We start from the raw sequence: 18,043 nt of genomic DNA, 5'->3' as shown, positions 1-18,043 counted from the left end.
CGCAGTCTCGCACGGGCCGGTCGCTCAGAACAGGCTTTGCTGCGCCTGCTCAGCGGCCGAAGTCGCTCCACGCCGGGCCGAGGCCTTGCTGGGCCGCGCTGTCGACGGCAGGACGCTCTTGCGCGAACCATGCTTGTCCTGGATGCGCTCGGCCTCGGCCTGCGCCTCGGGGCGGCGGCGCTGGCCGTAGAGCGCCTCCTTGGCGCGGGCCAGAGCGGCGCGCTCGTCGACGATGGGCGCGGGGTAGGCCGCCGTGCCCAGCTCGGGCAGCCAGCGGCGCTGGTACTCGCCCAGCGGGTCGTGCTCGCGCGCCTGCTTGGCGGGCGAGTAGATGCGCAAGGTGTTGATGCCGGTGGTGCCCGACTGCATCTGCATCTGGCTCCAGTGGATGCCGGGCTCGAAGTCCAGGAACTGCCGCGCCAGGAACAGACCGGGCTCGCGCCAGTGCAGCCACAGGTGATAGGCGGCAAAGCTGACCAGCATGGCCCGCATGCGGAAGTTCAGCCAGCCGGTGGCACGCAGCTGGCGCATGCAGGCGTCCACCATGGGATAACCCGTCCGTCCCTCGCACCAGGCCTCGAAGCGCTCGCGGTCGCCCCCCTCCAGCGGCGAGCGATCACCGGGGCGCAAGCCATCGACGGCGCGGGCCAAGTTGCGCCACTCCAGGGCCGGCTCGTCCTCCAGCTTCTGCATGAAATGGCAATGCCAGCGTAGCCGGCTGGAGAAGCCGCGCAAGCCGTAGGCCAGGCTGCGGTCTTCCGCGCTGGCGATGCGGCGCTCGGTGGCCTGGTGCACCAGGCGCATGGAGATGGTGCCGAAGGCCAGGTGGGCGCTGAGCCGGCTGCAGCCCTCGGTGGCGGTGAGCGGGCTGGAAAGCGCGCTGCGGTAGTCGCGCCCGCGGCCCTCCAGAAAGCTGCCCAGGGTCTGCCAGGCGGCACGCTCGCCGGGTGGCGTGGCCGGCACGGTGCTGGGTGCGAAGCCCAGGTCCTGCAGCCGGGGCAGTGGCGCTTGCGGCTGATCGAGCCAGGGCTTGAAGCCCAGGGGCCGCGGCAGCGGCGCCGCATCCATGCGCTGGGCCCAGAGCGCGGCCCAGCCGCTGCGCGACTTCAGGCGCCGCACCACCCCGGTCTGCGGCCACTCCTGCCAGGCCACGCCGCGGGTGCGGCACCAGCGGGCGACCTCGATGTCGCGAACATAGCTCCAGCCCGTGCCGGTTTCCTCGTGGCTGAGCAGGTGGCTGAAACCCAGCTCCTGGCGCAGCTGCTCCAGCACCGCCACGGCCGAGCCCACGCGCACGATCAGGGGCAAGCCGATGCAGGCCAGGTCTTGCTGCAGCGCCTCGGCACAGGCCAACAGGAACTCGACATGCCGGGCCTCGCACTCGGGGCTCTGCAGCCACTCGGGTTCGATCAGCAGCAGGGCCGCCGCGCGCTCGAACTGCGTGGCTTCCACCAGCGGCGCATGGTCGCGCAAGCGCAGGTCGCGCTTGAACCAGACCAGGGCGGTGGGGGTGGAGGGGTGGGAGGATGCGGTCGGGGGCCTCATGCGGGGCTGAGGGGGCGGCCTTCATGCCACCCCTGCAGCGCCCCGCAGACTAGCGCGAAAGCCAAGGCCTCGCGGGCCGGCGGGGCTTACGCGGCGCCTGACTTCAAGGCAGGGGGTAGACGTAGCTGGCGCCCACGCCCAGGGGGAAGCCCAGGGCCCAGAAACCCAGCAGGAAGGCTGTCCAGCCGACCAGCAGGGCCAGCGAATAGGGCAGCATCAGCGCGATCAGGGTGCCGATGCCGGCGCCCTTCACATACTTCTGGCAAAACACCACGATCAAGGGGAAGTAAGGCATCAGGGGCGTGATGATGTTGGTGGAGCTGTCACCGACACGGTAGGCCGCTTGGGTCAGGTCGGGCGAGATGCCCAGCTGCATCAGCATCGGCACCATGATGGCGCCGATCAGCGCCCATTTGGCCGAGGCCGAACCAATCAGCAGATTGACCACGCTGGTCAGCAAGACCATACCGATCAGGGTCACGCCCGTGGGGAAGGCCATGTCCTTGAGCCAGCTGGCGCCCTTGATGGCCAGCAAGGCCCCCAGGTTCGACTGACCAAAGGCGTAGATGAACTGCGCGCAGAAGAAGGCCATGACGATGTAGTAGCCCATGCCGCTCATGGCCTTGCTCATGCCTTTGACGATGTCGGCATGGCTCTGGATGCTGCCCGAGGCATAACCGTAGACCACGCCCGGGATCAGGAAGAACACAAAGATCAGCGCGACGATGGATTTCATCAACGGGGCCGCGGCCGCCGCCAGCTCGCCTGCCGGGCTGCGCCAGGCCGAATCCGCCGGCAGCACCGCCGCCACGAACAGGCCCGCGGCCACCAGCGTGGCCAGGCCGGCCATCAGCAGGCCGCGTTTTTCCTTGGCGCTCAGGGGCTCGATCTTGGGCAGCTCGGCCGGGTCACCATCCACCGCCGTGCTCTTGCGCAGGCGCGGTTCGATCAGCAGATCGGTCACCGCCCAGCCCAGCAGCACGATCATCAGGGCCGAGGCGGAGGTGAAGTAGAAGTTGTTGAGCGGGTTGATGACGATGGCCGCCGCGCCCGGGTCAGCCGACAGACGGGCCGCCACCTGGGTCAGGCCGGCGAGCAAAGGGTCCAGGCTGGACGGGATGAAAAAGGTGGCCGAGAAGCCACCCGACACCCCGGCAAAAGCCGCCGAAATGCCGGCCAGGGGGTGGCGGCCGGCGGCATAGAACATCACCGCGCCGAGCGGGATGACCAGCACATAACCCGCATCCACCGCGACATGGCTGAGGATGCCCACCGCGATCAACACCGGCGTCAGCAAGGCGCGTGCAGTGACGGCCAGGATGGCCCGCAAGCCGGCGTTGATGAAGCCGGTGTGCTCCGCCACACCCAGGCCCAGCATGGCCACCAGCACCACACCCAGCGGCGCGAAGCCGGTGAAGTTGGTGACCAGGCCCGATGCAAAGGCGGCCAGGGCGGCACCCGAGAGCAGGTTCTTGATGGCGATGGGCTGCTGGCTGCGCGGGTCGATGTCGGTGAACTGCATGCTCGACATCCACCAGGACAGCAGCCAGACCAGCACCATCAGCAAGGCAAACAGAATGGCCGGATCGGGCAGCTTGTTGCCCAGACGCTCGACGGCATTGAGCGCGCGCGCCAGCGGCGACAAGGGAGGGTTGGCCGCAGTCGTGGGCGCTGCGGGCGGCGTGGGTGAGGTCATGATGTGGAGGGGCTCAAAGCCCTTGAGGTTCAAGACAAAAAGTCTGCCGGCCCGGCCAATCCGCCGGGCTGCAGTCGGCGGCGATCATGCCAGCAGATCGGCCCAGACGACCGCCTGTTTTTTCCAGCCGCGCGCATTGGGGTGGATCTCGTTCTTCCAATCGCCGCTGCTGCCGGTGCTGCCCGGCGCCGCAGGCTGCAGCAGGCCCGTGGTGGGCACGGCCGTCACGCCCGCATGCGCCTGGGCCCAACCCTGCACCACCGACTGAATGTCCTGGAACAAACCACGGGTGAGTGTGGGCCAGAGCGTGGGGTCGATCTGGTTTTTTACATAGGCCTGGTAGAGCCAGGGCCCGATCACGCCATCCAGCGCGGGCGCATTGCGCGCGGTGGGGGTGTCGTAGCCGTTCAGGAACATCGGCGTGTCGGCATTGAGCGGGCTGTCGCGCAGGGCCTGCACCATGGCGCTGAAATTGACGTCCAGGTAATGCCGCAGCAAGCTCAAGGCCTCGGGCCGGACGCAGGCATAGCCATCGCTGGGCAAGGGCTGGCCGGCCATGTCGCGCAGCAGGCCCTGGCCCGGGTTCGGGTCGCGTGCGGCATCGATGAAGTCATTGCCGCCGGCGCTGAAGAGCACGCCGTCAAAACGCTGCTGGCGCAGCCACCAGACGTAATCGCTCTGCATGGTCTGCTCGATGCGCTGCAGGGTCTGGCCCGAGGTGGAGATGTTGATGATCAGACAGCTCTGATCGCGCCGATTGAACTCTTGCACCAGGTAGTAGGGCAGCGAGCCCTGGGCCAAGGCGCTGGCGTCCATCCAGGAATCGCCCTCGGCCAGGTAGGTGCGTTGAAAAGGGCCTTTGCGATCGACGCGCTCGGGGTGGGCCAGGTACTGCGCGCCGCTGATGAGAACGGAACTCATGGATACGCCTCCTCGTCGGGCCGCAGGGGCCCAGTTTGTTCGGAGCGCACAGCCTCCAGCAAGCGCCATGGCGGCGCCAGACGGGCTTTCCCGAGGTCAGGTCAGCGAAGCGGCGCCCTCAGCCGCCGCTGAGGGCCAGCACCACGGCCACGAGATCCTCGGCCGCGAGAGCGTGCTGCAGATCGCGCACCCCCAGGCCGTTGACGAAGATGCGCATATTGGCGCGCAGCAGCCCCTGCTCATCCACCACCCGAAAGCGCAGGCCCGGGTGGCGCCGGTCGAGCGCATCGAAGAGCGAATCCAGCGTGCACAGGCCCTGAGCGTTCAGCGCCTCGGCCTGCGGCAGCTCGAACTGCAGCTGCGGCGCATAACTGCGCAGGGCGCCGGGCAGCATGAGCTTCATGCCGGATAGGCCGGATCGTCCAGCTCGGCCACCTCGACGGCGTAGATCTCGGGCAGATGGCGGGCGATGTTCTGCCACTTCGCACCCTCATCGCGGCCGATCCAGAGCTCGCCCCCGGTGGTGCCGAGGTAAAGCGCCGGTTTGGCCTGCGCATCCACCGTCATGGCCTGGCGCTTGATGGTCCACCAGGCCTGGCTCTCGGGCAGGCCTTCATCGAGGCGCTGCCAGGTCTTGCCGGCATTGCGGGTGATGTAGGCGGCGGGCTGGCCGCCCGGCGCGGTGCGCGGCCAGACGTCTTGCCCGTCCATGGGAAAGACCCAGGCCGTGTCCGGGTCGCGTGGGTGCACCACCATGGGAAAGCCGATATCGCCCACGCGCTTGGGCATCTTGCGGCCGATGCGCTGCCAGACATCGTCCTCGGCCCGGCCCGTGCGGTCCAGGCGGTAGATGCCGCAGTGGTTCTGCTGGTAGAGCCGATCCGGCTGCGTGGGGCAGATGCGCAAGCAATGCGGGTCGTGGAAGGTGATGGTGTTCGGATCAAAGCCGCCCACCACTTCCATGCCCTGGATCAAAGGGCTCCAGCTGGCGCCGCCGTCGCGCGACTCATGGACGCCGCCGCCCGACATGCCGAAGTAGAGATGCTGCGGGTCACGCGGATCGACGATCACCGAATGCAGCTTGGGGCCGTCCGGCGTGCCGTCCTGGGCCGAGCCCATCCATTCACGGAACTGCGCGCTGTCGTTGACTGCAGGCAGGGGCTGCCAGCGCTCACCGCCATCGTCCGAGCGGAACAGGCCTTGCGGCGAGGTGCCCACATACCAAGTTCCCGGCTCGCTGGCATGGCCCGGCGTCAGCCAGAAGCTGTGGTCCACCGAGCGGGCGGGCAGCGTGCTGCCGGCCGGCGGCGCGGCAAAGGCGGGCGGCTGGGTTGCCTCCTTCCAACTGCGCCCCAAATTGCTGGAGCGAAAAATCGTCGGGCCCAGATGCCCGGTCTTGGCCGCGGCCAGCAGGGTGCGGCCATCGCGCGGGTCCAGCACCAGATGGCTGATGGTGTGGCCCAGGAAATGCGGGCCGTCCACCGTCCAGCTGCGACGCTTGGCATCGCTGTGGAACAGCCAGGCGCCCTTGCGCGTGGCCACCAGCACGACGATGCGGCGCGCAGGGCTGCTGGAGGTCTTGCGCGTGGTCTGGCGACTTGATGCGGGGGCGCGGACGGTGCGGCTGGGGCTCATGACGGGGTCTCCTTGACGCTGGGGGAATTGCGATGAATGGGGCGCGGCAGGCCGAGCACCTGAGTGGCCGACACCGCGGCGTACTGAATGGAATGAACAACAAACACGACGAACGAGGGCGGCTTTCTTCGACAGGCCTCACACAAAAAGATCAAGGCCAAGGCCGCGCCAACGCCCCCCCTCGCGTCCACGGCCCGATTCTGTGCGCCGCCCGCCTTCGCCGTCATGCGCGTTTGTGCCAGGGCCGCACCGGGCCGAAGCGCGGAGACTCGGGCCCGCCTACACAGAGCTGATGAGACGCGATGCAATGACGCGGCAGCGCCTTGTCGATTTCCCCCAGCCCGCTTCGTCGTCTGAGTTCACCAGCCCCTCACCTGTTCACCTGTTCACCTGTTCACCTGTTCACCTGTTCACCCCTTCACCCACGGAGCCCCTCCCCATGAGCCCGCACCTCAAACAGATCTTCATCAGCCTGCCGGTCCAGAACCTGCCCGCCTCGATCGCCTTCTACCAAGCCCTGGGCTTCGAGCTGAACCCGCAGTTCAGCGATGCCGAAGGCGCTTGCTTGGTCTGGAGCGAGACCATCCACACCATGCTGCTCAGCCACAGCAAATGGCGCAGCTTCACCGAGCTGCCCCTGCCGCCCGCCGGCACTGCCGGCCACATGCTCAACCTCTCGCTGCCCAGCCGCGAAGCCGTGGACGCGATGAACGAAGTGGCTCAAAGCCGAGGCGGCCGGGCCGATGTGAACCCGGTGCACGACCTGGGCTTCATGTACGCCCGCGATCTGGCCGACCCGGATGGGCATTTGTGGGGGGTGTTTTGGATGAATGCGGAAGGGGCGCCAGCAGCTGAGGACTGAAACAGGGGCCGAGTCGGGTTGCCCCAAAAAACGAAGCCGGGGCGAAATTTCCGTGCCTCACGAACAAGATCAGCCGTTTGAATTGCCAAGGCAAGGCAGGGCCGCGAACAGCTGAGCCAATCCCATCATCACGCGCCGCAGGACATGGTGGGCAGGATGCTTCGCCCATCAGTTCAAGCAGAAGCTGGCGCGAGTCGGCGACCGGTCAGTGACGGCATTGGATGCGTTCGGTTGGCACTCTCGAAGACCTTGATGCGCTGCATTCAGCCCTGCGGGGCGCAGCGGCAGCCTTCGACTTGCGCAACTCGACAGCCTGAGGCTGTCATTCACAAGTCGCAGGCTTTTGCGGCATCGTGACTGCGTGCCGCGCGTCATCCCCAGTCACTGGAACAGGCTGAGCATGAGCCATGTGCAAGCCGAGCTTGAAGGACATATGCATGTCCTTGTTGAACTCCGCACGCAGCCAAGACAGCCAGTTGGGCTGAAACCAGAACCGGAGCGCATCAAGAAACTCTTGGCGCGAGCCAACGATGGCTTTCCAAACCACGTAGTACATCGGTGCGCAAAGCAGCAGCGCGATACGTCCTGGCTTGATGACTACCTCCCTCAGAAACTCAGTGACCGCAAAGCGGACACTACAGATGTCGCCGTGCCTTCGGGCTGGACCCATCTCGCTCAGTTCCACGGGCAGGCCCGCGCCGGCCGCCAAGTTCACACGCGAGTCGAGCACAGACCGGTCGACCTTGCCGCAAAGCTGGGCAGGCTGTCCTCGTTTCGTTTTTGCGCTGAGGCTGAGCCAGGGCCTGCATCGAATCTGGCACGGCCCCGTTTCATCACGTTCCGAGTTTGAGACACACGGAACCTAAACGCGTCTCGCATCCTTGCTTTGTAGCAAGTTGAATCTGCCGTTCACCGCCATGGCCTGCGTGGAGGATCTCTCCGGAGGAAATGAAAAGGGGCCAAGCCGCAAGACCTGCCCCCCTGTCATTGAGCCCGTAGCCTCTTGCGACGGGTCAGATCAAGACTTCAGACCGCGTCGCGATGGCGGCCCGGCGCGCGACGGCGGGCCACCACGCCGAGCAGGCCGGCCAGCATCAGCGCCCAGCTCTGGGGCTCGGGCACGGCGCTGACTTCAAAGGCCATGAACTGGGTGCTTTGGTTGGCGGCGAAGTTGTTGTCCACGGCCAGCACCAGGGTGCGGTTGCCGTTGTCCAGGGTCTTGCCCCAGCTGATGGCCTCGACGTTGTCGAGGGTGATGCCCTGGTACTGAATCGCCATTTCCAGGAGCACTTCGCGGCTCATGGGCGTGACGCCATTGGCGCCATTCAAGCTGACGATGCCGCTCACATCGGTGGCGCCGGTGGTGTCGGTCAGCACCAGGCGGATGGTGTTGCCCACGCCCGAGGCGAAAGCGCGCTCCACGGCCAGGAAACGGGTATCGGACAGGGCCAGCAGCTCGGGCAGGCCGTTGTCGGGGCCGAAGGGCGCGCCGGGCGCGGCATCCACGGGGATGGGCGGCAACTGGTAGGCGTATTGCGCGCCGGACTGGCCGGTGAGCGGGTTCAGCGCGGTGACGCGCACCGTGCTGCCCTTGCTCAGCGAGGTGATGTTGCCATCCTGGATCAATGCGTCTTCATTGGCCGTCCACACCGTGCCATTGGGCGCCACGGTCAGGGCCTCGAACAGCTTGTTGCTGCGGCCGCCGGTGGTGGCGTTGTCCACGTAGTTGAACATGGCGGGCGTGTTGAACTCGCGCACAAAACTGCCGTCGGTCTTCATCTCGCGCACAAAGGGCTGGTAGCGCAGTTGGGGGTTGGCGTTCCAGTTGCCCTCGCTGGACCAGTAGAGGTTGCCATTGGGGGCCACGCGGATGCTTTCGGGGTCCACCGTGCGGGCGTTGGACGGGAAGGCGCTGCCATCGGGGCGCTTCATCGTGGTCTGGCTGTCAATGGTCACGGCCTTGAAGCCCGAGGCGTCGTAGTCCAGGTGCAGCTTGTAGAAGCGAGGCGTGCCGCGCTCACCGCCTCGGTCGTCCGAGATGGCGAAGTAGCTGCCATCGGCCGCGCGATCCAGCCCTGAAATGCCGCCGAACTCCACGCCTTGAAACTTTGTGCCCGTGGGCAGGGCGGTGCTGCCGATCAGGCGCAGCTGGAAGTCAGCCGCCTGGCAGCTGAACACGCTGCATGCCAAGGCCAAGGGGAAGAGTGCGCGGTACTTCATGACGAGGAGTCTTTCTGTGGAGATGGAGGAATGCCACTCAGGCTATCGACCGCCGATGAAGGTTTGGCCACGCCCCATGGGTCGAACAGATCAGGGCGGGTCAAGAGTCGGGGCTTGCGGGCGGGCACCGGCCTGCCCTCCGCTTCATCCCCCCTTTTCTGCAGTCTGTCGCGCCCGCCTTGGGCGGCCCCGGTCGGCTTGTTATGGTGTGCTACATCAGTAACACACCGGCTTCGGCCTCGACCGTTATGCAAACCTGGAACGACTCTGCCCCCATCTACCAGCAGCTGGCCGATCGCCTGGCCGTGCAGTTGCTGGATGGCTCGCCGCCTGAGGGCGAGGCCCTGCCTTCGGTGCGCCATCTGGCGAGCCAGTACCTGATCAACCCGTTGACGGTGACCCGGGCCTTGCAGGCCCTGGTGGACAACGAGCTGATCGAGAGCCGCCGCGGCCTGGGCATGTATGTGCGCAGCGGCGCCCGCGAGCGCTTGCTGAAAGCCAAGCGCGAGCAGTTCCTGCACACCGAGTGGCCGCAGCTGCGCGACAAGCTGCGCCGCCTGGGCCTGAGCGCCCAAGACCTGAACTGGGAGGCCACATGAGCACCGTTGCCGCCACAATCGCCCACCCCGCACCATCCACCCTTGCACCCTCCGCCACCATGAGCCACTTGATCGAAGCCCGCGACTTCAGCCTTCGCTACGGCCGCAAGACTGCCGTCGACAACATCAGCTTCAACATCCCCAAGGGCCGGGTGGTGGGCCTGCTGGGCCACAACGGCGCCGGCAAGACCTCGCTGATGAAGGCCATGGTGGGCCTGGTCGGCGGCACGGGTGAGCTGAAGGTGCTGGGCCTGGACCCGCGCAATCAACGTGGCGAGCTGCTGGAATCGCTGTCCTACATCCCCGATGTGGCGGTGCTGCCGCGCTGGGCGCGCGTGCACGAGCTGATCACGCTGATGAGCGGCCTGCAGCCCAAGTTCTCGGCCGAGCGCGCCCGCGCCCTGCTCAAGCGCACCAGCGTGGGCACGCAGGACAAGGTCAAGAGCCTGTCCAAAGGCATGGTGACCCAGCTGCACCTGGCCTTGATTGCCGCCATCGACACGAAGCTGATGATCCTGGACGAACCGACGCTCGGCCTGGACGTGATGTCGCGCAAGAGCTTTTACGAGATGCTGATCGACGAATGGTGCGACGGCGAACGCAGCGTGATCATCTCGACCCACCAGGTCGAGGAGATCGAGACCCTGCTCAGCGACGTGATGATGCTGGACGAGGGCAAGCTGGTGCTCAACATCAGCCTGGAGGCCATGGACTCGCGCTTTGTCGCCCTGTCCCACGACGCCTCGGCCGCGGACGCGGTGGCCTCGGCCCACCCGCTGCTGCGCTACCGCCAGCAAGGCCGCCCGGCCGCGCTGTTTGATGGCGAGCCGCCCGAGCATCTGCAGGCCCTGGGCCAACGCTTCCGACCCAGCCTGGTCGATCTGTTCATGGCCCTGACGCGCAAGCCCGAGCTGCGCGGCCGTCAAGACTGAACGCTGCATGCCCGCCAAGCCCAGGAGAACACACACCATGTCCACCCAACATTTCCAAACCCGCTTCAAGACCCTGCTGCAACGCGAATGGATGCAGCATCACAAGGGCTGGCTGATCGCCATGCTGGCCCTGCCCGTGATCGCCTTGCTGGCCCTGCCCTTCGGCGGCGTGCAGATTGGCGAGGCCCGCGATCTGCCGCCGACGGAAGGCGTCGGCGCCATCATGGCGACGACCATGCTGGCGGTCTGGGGCATCACGCTGCTGATGACCGGTTTCTCACTGCCCGGCCTGGCCCGGCGCGACCATCAAGACCGCTCGATCGAGTTCTGGCTGTCTCTGCCGGCCAGCCACAGCGAAAGCCTGATCGCCACCCTGTTCATGCACACCATCTTTGTGCTGGTGCTGGCTCTGGGCGTGGGCTTGTGTGTCGGCGTGGTGATGGCCTTGGCGATCACGCTCAAGCTCGGCGGCTTTGTCGTCTGGACCCAGGTGTCCTGGTACCAGCTGGTGCTGCCGGCGCTGGCCGTGCTGGCCCGCATGGTGCTGGGCACCGTGCTGTTCACGCTGTGGATGGCGCCGATCTTCATGAGCTTCATGGTCGCCGCTGCCTGGCTCAAGCGCTGGGGCGTGCCGGCCGTCGTCACGGCCGTGGTGACGGTCGGTGTGATCCTGCACAAGGTCTATCTCAACCCCATCGTCTGGACCTTGCTGGCCGAGCAAGTGCAGGGTGCTGGCTCGGCCTTCTTCGATGCCATGCACCTGATCGGAGAGGAAGAGGCCGCCAAGATCGAAATTCGAGGCGTTGCCGATGTGCTGAACTGGGCGGGCCAGGACGCCGCCGCGGCGCTGGCGCAGACCGCCTCGCCTCATTTCGTCGGCGGTCTGGTGGTGGCGGCGATTTGCTTCGGCCTGCTGATCCTGCATCGCCGCAACTCGCACTGAAACGCTCCGAAGCTCACACGAGGGCTTCGCCCGCCAAGCACAAAGCCCGCCGATTGGCGGGCTTTTTCATGGGCGAAGCGATGGCTCAGGCGGCTGCGGAGGCGCCCAACGCGCCCTCGTCCTTGAGCCCGCCGCTCAACACTGCCGCCGCCATCTCCTTGCGGTAGCGGTTCAGCTCCTGCACGCTGGCGAAGCTGCGCTCCATCAGCAGGCTCATGTTGTGCAGGATGCGGTCCACCACCTTGTTCTCCCAGACCGAGTCAAACTGGATCTGCTTGTCCAGCCAGTGCTCCAGCCACTCGGGGTCGGGCAGGCGGCTCTGGATGGTGTCGCGCGGGAACAGCTGCACGTTCACATGGAGGTTGGTCGGGTGCAGGGCCTGGGCCGTGCGGCGCGCGCTGGCCATCAGCACGCCCACCTTGGCAAAGGCAGCACGCGCCTCATCACCAAACTTGAGCATGGCCCGCTTCATGTAACGCAGGTAGGCGCCGCCGTGGCGGGCTTCGTCGCGCGCCAGGGTTTCGTAGATGGCACGGATCACCGGCTCGGTGTGCCACTCGGCCGCGCGGCGGTACCAGTGGTTGAGGCGGATCTCGCCACAGAAATGCAGCATCAGGGTTTCCAGCGGCGGCGCCGGGTCGAACTCGAAGCGCACCTCGTGCAGCTCATCTTCGGTGGGCACCATGTCCGGGCGGAATCGGCGCAGGTACTCCATCAGCACCAGCGAGTGTTTCTGTTCCTCGAAGAACCAGACGCTCATGAAGGCCGAGAAATCACTGTCGTCCTTGTTGTCACGCAGGAACATCTCGGTGGCCGGCAGCGCCGCCCACTCGGTGATGGCATTCATCTTGATGGTGCGGGCTTGGTCATCGCTGAGCAGGCTGGCGTCGAAGGCATCCCAGGGGATGTCCTTGTCCATATTCCAGCGCACCGCCTCCAGCTGCTTGAAGAGCTCGGGGTACAGCATCGTCAGTCCTCCTGGGTTTCTGTGTGGGTTCGCGGGCGGGCCAGCCGGCTCGGCCGCGAGCGCAAGAGCTCGTGGTGTCGTTCGATGTGAGGCCTGAGTATGACAAGCCATGAGCCACTCGGCAGGGATGCCCTGCTCCGGCCCCCGGTCTTCACGGTCTTGTCGCAGGAAATCAGGAGGCTGTCAGTCCGCTGCGCCACGCAGCCACGGCCGGCGCCACCTGATCGAGCTCGGTCAAATGCTCCAGCCCGGGCAGGCCGGACTTCCGCTGCAAGGCAGCCGCGCTGCCGCCGGCCCACAGGGCCACACGCTCGGGCAGCGCAGCGCGCAAGTCTCGCAGCTGGCGCTGCACCTGGGCGGCATTGAGCAGGCCGCTGAAGCTCAGGGCCAGCACATCGGTCTCATGGGCCATTGCGGCCTTGACCAGCTCGCTGGCCGGCGTCTGTACACCCAAGGACAGGCACTGGCAGCCTTCCAGCGCCAGCAAGGCCTCCACCATCAGCAGACCCAGGCCATGAGGCTCGCCCGGCAGGGTGCTGAGCAGCACCCGCGGCCGCTCGCCCAGGGCAAAGGGCGGGATGGCTTGAATCGCCTGGCGCAGCACCTGCTGCAGGGCCTCGCTGTAGCAGTGCTCTTCGAACACCTCCAGCTCGCCACGCATCCAGGCCTCGCCCACGCGCACGGTCAACGGCGCCGCGACCTCGCGCACAAACGCGCCCAAGCCCAGGCGCAGCAGGGTCTGAGCCAGCTGGCGGCGCAGGTCCAGCACCTCGTGGCGGCGCAACATCTGCAAGAACTCGTCCAGATCGACGCCCAGGGCGGCGGCAGCGCCACCATCCGAACGAGTGTCCTTGCTCAGCTGCAGCAGCTCTTGCAAGGCTTCGTCGCTAGCCCCCACCACCCGGCCGGGGCGATGGCCCGCGTCCAGCAAGCGCTTGAGCAAGCGCAAGCGCTGCACCTGCTCCGGCGGGTACACGCGTTCGCCCAGCGCATCGCGCAAGGGCGCCGGGAATCCGTAACGCCGCTCCCAGATGCGCAAAGTGTCCTTGGCAATGCCGGTGTCACGTTCCACCGCGGCGATGCCCGGCAAGCCAGCGGCGGCGTCACCAGCGCTCGCCGCCTCGGTCGCCGCCGAGGGCGGGCGGTCCGGAAGGCCCAGAACCTCAGCCATGCAGGCGCTCCTGGTTCATCCGCATGCGTAGATTTTTGTATTGGACAAACATAGGACAAATTTCTTGAGATGCCCTAATATAGATAAAGAACGAAGTTTTGACTAGGACAAACTATGGACAACATCTCCCGCTCGCACCGCGCCATCGCCCGCCCTGCTCCGGCTCACCGCGCTGCTGCGCTGAGCTGCGGCGCACTGGCCACCGCCCTGGCGCTGGCGGCCTGGGTGTCCCCCGTCCGCGCGGCGCCCGCTGCGGCGCCGGCCGCTTCTGCCAGCGCCAGCTGCCCCGAGCTGCTGCAGCGCGAATTCCCACGCCTGCAGGACGAGAAGCCGCAGGCCCTGTGTCAGTACGCCGGCAAGGTGGTGCTGGTGGTCAACACGGCCAGCTTTTGCGGCTTCACCTCGCAGTACAAATCACTGGAAACCCTGTCCAGCCGCTACGCCCCGCGCGGCCTGGTGGTGCTGGGCTTCCCCTCGAATGACTTCGGCGGCCAGGAGCCGGGCAGCAACAAGGAAATCGCCGAGTTCTGCGAGAACACCTTCAATGTGAAGTTCCCCATGTTTGCCAAATCGGTGGTCAAGGCCGGCCAGAGCGGGCTGAACCCGCTGTACGCCGATCTGGGCAAGCGCACCGGCCAGACACCGAAGTGGAACTTCCACAAATACCTGGTCTCGCGCGACGGCAGCGAGATCAAGAGCTTCGGCTCCATGACCGACCCGCTGGGTCAGACCTTCACCCAGGAACTCGAGCGCCTGCTCGCCAAACCCTGACGTCCGTCTGACCGTTTGTTTTTTTGCCGCACCGCCATGCCCCACTCTGTCGCCTTCAAGCCATCGCATGTCCCTCTTTTGGGCGACAGCGCTACCGGTTTTTTTACCCAAACTACAGGTCTTCTGAGTCGCCTGTCCCAGGATGACGCAGGCTTGTGTAAAGCTTTGCAAACCAGCGCTGCGGCTTTCGCGCAAACGAATACTTCGGTAGGATGCAACCGATTCCAGTCGCAAGATCTCCCCTGTGTAGGGGCTGAAATCTCGGAGCCGTTTTCCTCCTCCTCCCTCCCTCCCTCGTTGGCTCCGAGGCGTCTTGCGACTTCTTTTATTCCCAGGGCTTCCAGCCACGCTGGAAGCCCTTCTCTTTTGCGCCAAGCTACGGGCGCCGCCGACAGTCACGCCACTGACTTGCTGCCGTGGTTGCGCCAACTCGGCGCGCCGCAGTTCCCCGACGCCCTGCCCCCGAACGCGCGCCGCGTGGCCGTGGTCGGCTCCGGCATCGCCGGCCTGTCGGCCGCGTGGGCGCTGAGCTCGCAAGCCCGCGTCACCCTGTTCGAAGCCAATGACTACTTCGGCGGCCACACCCACACCGTCGATGTCGAGCTGCAGGGCACGAGCCACGGTGTGGACACCGGCTTTCTGGTCTTCAACGAGCGCACCTACCCGCTGCTGATCCAGCTCTTCGAGCAGTTGGGCGTGGAGGTGGCGCCCAGCGATATGTCTTTCTCGGTGCAAGCGCCGGGCAGCCAGCTGGAGTGGAGTGGCAGCAACCTCAACACCGTGTTTGCCCAGCGCCGCAATCTGCTGCGGCCGGACTTCTGGCGCATGCTCAGCGATCTGACGCGCTTCAACCGCGTCTGTACCGAGCTGGCCCGCAGCGGCCAGGAGCGCGCGCTGGCCCAGCCCATCGGCGAGTTCCTCGACGAGCAGCGCTTCAGCGCCGCCTTCCGCGACTGGTACCTGCTGCCCATGGTCGCCTGCATCTGGTCCTGCCCGACGGCGCAGATGCTGAGCTTCCCGATCAGCACCTTGATCCGCTTCTGCCACAACCACGGCCTGCTGCAGGTGACGAACCGGCCGCAGTGGTTCACCGTGCGCGGCGGCGCACGCCATTACGTCGACAAGCTGCTGCCCCGCATTGCCGATGCGCGCCTGAACAGCCCCGTGCAAGCCGTCAGCCGCCAGGCTGACGGCAGCGTGCTGGTGCACTCCAAAGCGGGCAGCGAACGCTTTGACGCGGTGGTGATGGCCAGCCACAGCGACCAATCGCTGCGCCTGCTGGATCAGCCCAGCGCACTCGAACGCCAGGTGCTGGGCGCCATCGCCTACCACCGCAACCGCGCCGTTCTGCACACCGACGCCGGCCTGCTGCCGCAGCGCCAGCGCGCCTGGGCCGCCTGGAATTACGAGCACGGCGGCAGCCGCCCCGGCGCCGAGCAAAGCGCGGTGTGCCTGCACTACCTGCTGAATCGCCTGCAGCCCCTGCCCTGGCAGCAGCCGGTCGTCGTGTCGCTCAACCCGGTGCGCGAGCCCAAGGCCAGCCAGGTGCTGGGCGAGTTCGACTATGCCCACCCGGTGTTCGACCGCGCTGCGGTGGCCGCGCAGAGCCGCGTGGCGCAGATGCAGGGCGAGGGCCAGGTCTGGTTCTGCGGCGCCTGGACGCGCTATGGCTTCCATGAAGACGGCCTGCTGTCCGGCCTGGGCGTGGCCCGGGCGCTGACTCAGCGCTGGGCGGAGCAAGCGGCATGAGCGAAACGGCCGCCGGCACCCAGGCCTGGCCGCAGCAGGCGCTGATCGGACGCGGCGGCGTGCGCCACCGCCGCCTGCGCCCCAGCGACCATGCCTTTGCCTACGGCAGCTATTTCCTGATGCTGCCGATGCGACGGCTGCGCCAGGAGCCTTGCAGCGCCCTGCACCGCAACGGCTTCGGCTGGCTGAGCTTCCACGATGCCGACCACGGCGATGGCGGCCCCGACGCCCTGGCCTGGCTGGAGGCGCTGCTGGCCCGTGAAGCGGTGGAGGATGCCGACGGCGAGATCTGGCTGCACTGCTTCCCGCGCGTGCTCGGCTATGCCTTCAAACCGGTGAGCTTTTGGTACTGCCAGCGCCGCGATGGCAGCCTGGCGGCCATCGTCGTCGAGGTCAACAACACCTTCGGCGAGCGCCACTGCTACCTGCTGCAAGGTGAGGGCTTGGCCTACGGTCGCGAGCTGCAAGCGCGCAAGGTCTTCCACGTCTCGCCGTTCTGCCGCGTGGCCGGTGGCTACCGCTTTCGCTTCATGCACAGCAGCCGCGGCGGCGCCCGCACCGTGGCTCGCATCGACCACGAGGATGAAGCCGGCCCGCTGCTGCAAACCAGCGTCAGCGGCCAGCTCCAGCCACTGACCGAGGCCAGCGCCCGCGCGGCCTTTTTCGCCATGCCGGCGATGAGCCTGATGCTGATCTGGCGCATCCATTGGCAGGCCCTGCGCCTGGCACTCAAGCGGGTGCCTTTCTTCGGCAAACCTGCCGCCCCTGAAACTCTGGTGACCCGCTGAGGGTTGCAAGCCTGCAATGAACACAAGCACGACGCTCACGCAAAGAACCACCCTGCCCAGCGACGCCCCGGCCGCCGCGCGCACCGTGTTCCGCCTGCTCGGGCATCTGCGCCACGGCAGCCTCGATGTGCAGCTGCCCGACGGCAGCAGCGCCCATTTCGGCGGCAGCGAAGGCCCACGCGCGGCCCTGCGCATCCGCGACTGGGCGGTCTGCGCCGCAGCCCTGCGCTCGGGCGATATCGGCTTTGCCGAGAGCTTTGTGGCGGGCCACTGGAGCACGCCCGATCTGCGCGCCCTGCTCGAGCTCTTCGTGCGCAACCGCGAGGCGCTCGATGCGGTGATCTTCGGCTCCTGGTGGGGCGCCCTGCTGCACCGGGTCAAGCACCTGCTCAACCGCAACAGCCGCGCCGGCAGCCGCAAGAACATCCACGCCCACTACGACCTGGGCAATGCCTTCTACCGGCTCTGGCTCGACCCGAGCATGAACTACAGCAGCGCCTGGTTCGCAGGCGACTCGCAGCGCAGCCTCACCGAGGCCCAGACCGCCAAGATGCGCCGCGCGCTGGAGGAATGCCAGATCGGCCCGGGCAGCCGCGTGCTGGAGATCGGCTGCGGCTGGGGCGCTGTGGCGGAAACAGCCACGCGCGACTTCGGCGCCCACCTGACCGGCGTCACCCTGTCCAGCGAGCAGCTGGCCTGGGCACAGGAGCGACTGGCCGGGGCCGGCCTGGCCGCGCAGGCCGACCTGCGTTTCCAGGACTACCGCGACATTGCCGATCCGGCCTTCGATGCGGTGGTGTCCATCGAGATGTTCGAGGCCGTGGGCCGCGAATACTGGGATGGATACTTCCAGACCGTGGCCGCCAAGCTCAAGCCCGGTGGCCGCGCCTGCATCCAGACCATCACCATCCGCGACGATCTGTTTGAGCGTTATGCGCGCTCCAGCGATTTCATCCAGCAGTACATCTTCCCGGGCGGCATGCTGCCCAGCCCCAGCCAGTTCCGCGCGCACGCGGCCAAGGCCGGGCTGCGCGTGGTCAATGAGCTGGCCTTCGGCCAGGATTACGCCCGCACCCTGCACCAGTGGCGCGAGGCCTTCCTCCACCAGGAGGGCCCGGTGCGCGAACTCGGCTTCGACACCCGCTTCATGCGGCTCTGGGAGTTCTACCTGGCGTACTGCGAAGCGGCCTTCGCCGCCGACAACACCGATGTGATGCAGTTCACCCTGCTGCGAGAGGGCTGAG

17 protein-coding genes are annotated in these 18,043 nt (G+C 66.8%); 8 read left to right on the top strand and 9 right to left on the bottom strand.

The window, feature by feature from the left end:
* Nucleotides 1-24: 24 nt before the first annotated feature.
* From OOB33_RS06390 to OOB33_RS06370, 5 genes are all read right to left on the bottom strand, one after another.
* On the bottom strand, nt 25-1,545 hold the full coding sequence (locus OOB33_RS06390; protein ID WP_271008076.1) for an FAD-binding domain-containing protein: 1,521 nt from the start codon (nt 1,543-1,545) through the stop codon (nt 25-27).
* Nucleotides 1,546-1,648: 103 nt separating this feature from the next.
* Nucleotides 1,649-3,241 (bottom strand): AbgT family transporter, encoded by a 1,593-nt coding sequence (locus tag OOB33_RS06385; RefSeq protein WP_102769644.1) that lies wholly within the window; start codon nt 3,239-3,241, stop codon nt 1,649-1,651.
* A gap of 84 nt (nt 3,242-3,325) precedes the next feature.
* Nucleotides 3,326-4,162 (bottom strand): GDSL-type esterase/lipase family protein, encoded by an 837-nt coding sequence (locus OOB33_RS06380; protein ID WP_102768387.1) that lies wholly within the window; start codon nt 4,160-4,162, stop codon nt 3,326-3,328.
* Nucleotides 4,163-4,280: 118 nt separating this feature from the next.
* Complete coding sequence (locus tag OOB33_RS06375) at nt 4,281-4,565, bottom strand: MoaD/ThiS family protein (RefSeq protein ID WP_102768388.1); 285 nt, start codon at nt 4,563-4,565, stop codon at nt 4,281-4,283.
* Nucleotides 4,562-5,797, bottom strand: a complete 1,236-nt coding sequence (locus OOB33_RS06370) for a glycosyl hydrolase (RefSeq protein WP_243392795.1) — start codon at nt 5,795-5,797, stop codon at nt 4,562-4,564. The genes OOB33_RS06375 and OOB33_RS06370 overlap by 4 nt, the downstream gene beginning before the upstream one ends.
* Before the next feature lie 439 nt (nt 5,798-6,236).
* Between OOB33_RS06370 and OOB33_RS06365 the strand changes: the two genes are divergently transcribed.
* A complete protein-coding gene (locus OOB33_RS06365; protein ID WP_271008075.1) occupies nt 6,237-6,659 on the top strand; it encodes a VOC family protein in 423 nt (140 codons plus the stop codon).
* A 322-nt stretch (nt 6,660-6,981) separates the two neighbouring features.
* On the opposite strand, the gene OOB33_RS06360 is transcribed toward OOB33_RS06365, so the two are convergent.
* Together OOB33_RS06360 and OOB33_RS06355 are read right to left on the bottom strand one after the other, a co-directional pair.
* Nucleotides 6,982-7,374: a hypothetical protein gene (locus OOB33_RS06360; protein ID WP_271008074.1), complete on the bottom strand. Its 393-nt coding sequence runs from the start codon at nt 7,372-7,374 to the stop codon at nt 6,982-6,984.
* Between the two features lie 311 nt (nt 7,375-7,685).
* Complete coding sequence (locus tag OOB33_RS06355; RefSeq protein WP_271008073.1) at nt 7,686-8,879, bottom strand: esterase-like activity of phytase family protein; 1,194 nt, start codon at nt 8,877-8,879, stop codon at nt 7,686-7,688.
* A gap of 248 nt (nt 8,880-9,127) precedes the next feature.
* Between OOB33_RS06355 and OOB33_RS06350 the strand changes: the two genes are divergently transcribed.
* Genes OOB33_RS06350 through OOB33_RS06340 form a run of 3 tightly spaced genes read left to right on the top strand, consistent with a single transcriptional unit; the run spans nt 9,128 to nt 11,353 of the window.
* Nucleotides 9,128-9,478, top strand: coding sequence for a GntR family transcriptional regulator (locus OOB33_RS06350; protein ID WP_171827125.1), 351 nt, complete (start codon nt 9,128-9,130; stop codon nt 9,476-9,478).
* A 59-nt stretch (nt 9,479-9,537) separates the two neighbouring features.
* Entirely contained in the window at nt 9,538-10,410 is an 873-nt protein-coding gene (locus tag OOB33_RS06345) for an ABC transporter ATP-binding protein (RefSeq protein ID WP_271008072.1), read from the top strand.
* A gap of 37 nt (nt 10,411-10,447) precedes the next feature.
* Nucleotides 10,448-11,353 carry a hypothetical protein gene (locus OOB33_RS06340; protein WP_271008071.1) on the top strand — a complete coding sequence of 302 codons (906 nt, stop codon included), beginning with the start codon at nt 10,448-10,450 and terminating at the stop codon, nt 11,351-11,353.
* An 85-nt stretch (nt 11,354-11,438) separates the two neighbouring features.
* Here the strand turns inward: OOB33_RS06340 and OOB33_RS06335 are convergent, their stop codons facing one another.
* A complete protein-coding gene (locus tag OOB33_RS06335) occupies nt 11,439-12,320 on the bottom strand; it encodes an acyl-ACP desaturase (RefSeq protein WP_102768412.1) in 882 nt (293 codons plus the stop codon).
* A 172-nt stretch (nt 12,321-12,492) separates the two neighbouring features.
* Nucleotides 12,493-13,491, bottom strand: coding sequence for a MerR family transcriptional regulator (locus OOB33_RS06330; protein WP_271008070.1), 999 nt, complete (start codon nt 13,489-13,491; stop codon nt 12,493-12,495).
* 114 nt (nt 13,492-13,605) lie between these two features.
* Between OOB33_RS06330 and OOB33_RS06325 the strand changes: the two genes are divergently transcribed.
* From OOB33_RS06325 to OOB33_RS06310, 4 genes are all read left to right on the top strand, one after another.
* On the top strand, nt 13,606-14,262 hold the full coding sequence (locus tag OOB33_RS06325) for a glutathione peroxidase (RefSeq protein ID WP_271008069.1): 657 nt from the start codon (nt 13,606-13,608) through the stop codon (nt 14,260-14,262).
* Between the two features lie 456 nt (nt 14,263-14,718).
* Nucleotides 14,719-16,011 (top strand): NAD(P)/FAD-dependent oxidoreductase, encoded by a 1,293-nt coding sequence (locus OOB33_RS06320; protein WP_223696700.1) that lies wholly within the window; start codon nt 14,719-14,721, stop codon nt 16,009-16,011.
* On the top strand, nt 16,008-16,799 hold the full coding sequence (locus OOB33_RS06315; RefSeq protein ID WP_271008068.1) for a DUF1365 domain-containing protein: 792 nt from the start codon (nt 16,008-16,010) through the stop codon (nt 16,797-16,799). Before OOB33_RS06320 ends, OOB33_RS06315 begins: the two co-directional genes overlap by 4 nt.
* A 16-nt stretch (nt 16,800-16,815) precedes the next feature.
* Nucleotides 16,816-18,042: an SAM-dependent methyltransferase gene (locus tag OOB33_RS06310; protein WP_102768417.1), complete on the top strand. Its 1,227-nt coding sequence runs from the start codon at nt 16,816-16,818 to the stop codon at nt 18,040-18,042.
* The last annotated feature ends 1 nt before the right edge of the window (nt 18,043 follow it).

Origin of the sequence: Paucibacter sp. B51 (genome assembly GCF_027863535.1) — a bacterium.
In the GTDB taxonomy this organism is placed as follows: Bacteria; Pseudomonadota; Gammaproteobacteria; order Burkholderiales; family Burkholderiaceae_C; genus Paucibacter_A; species Paucibacter_A aquatilis.
This window is presented reverse-complemented; position numbering and strand designations above follow the sequence as displayed.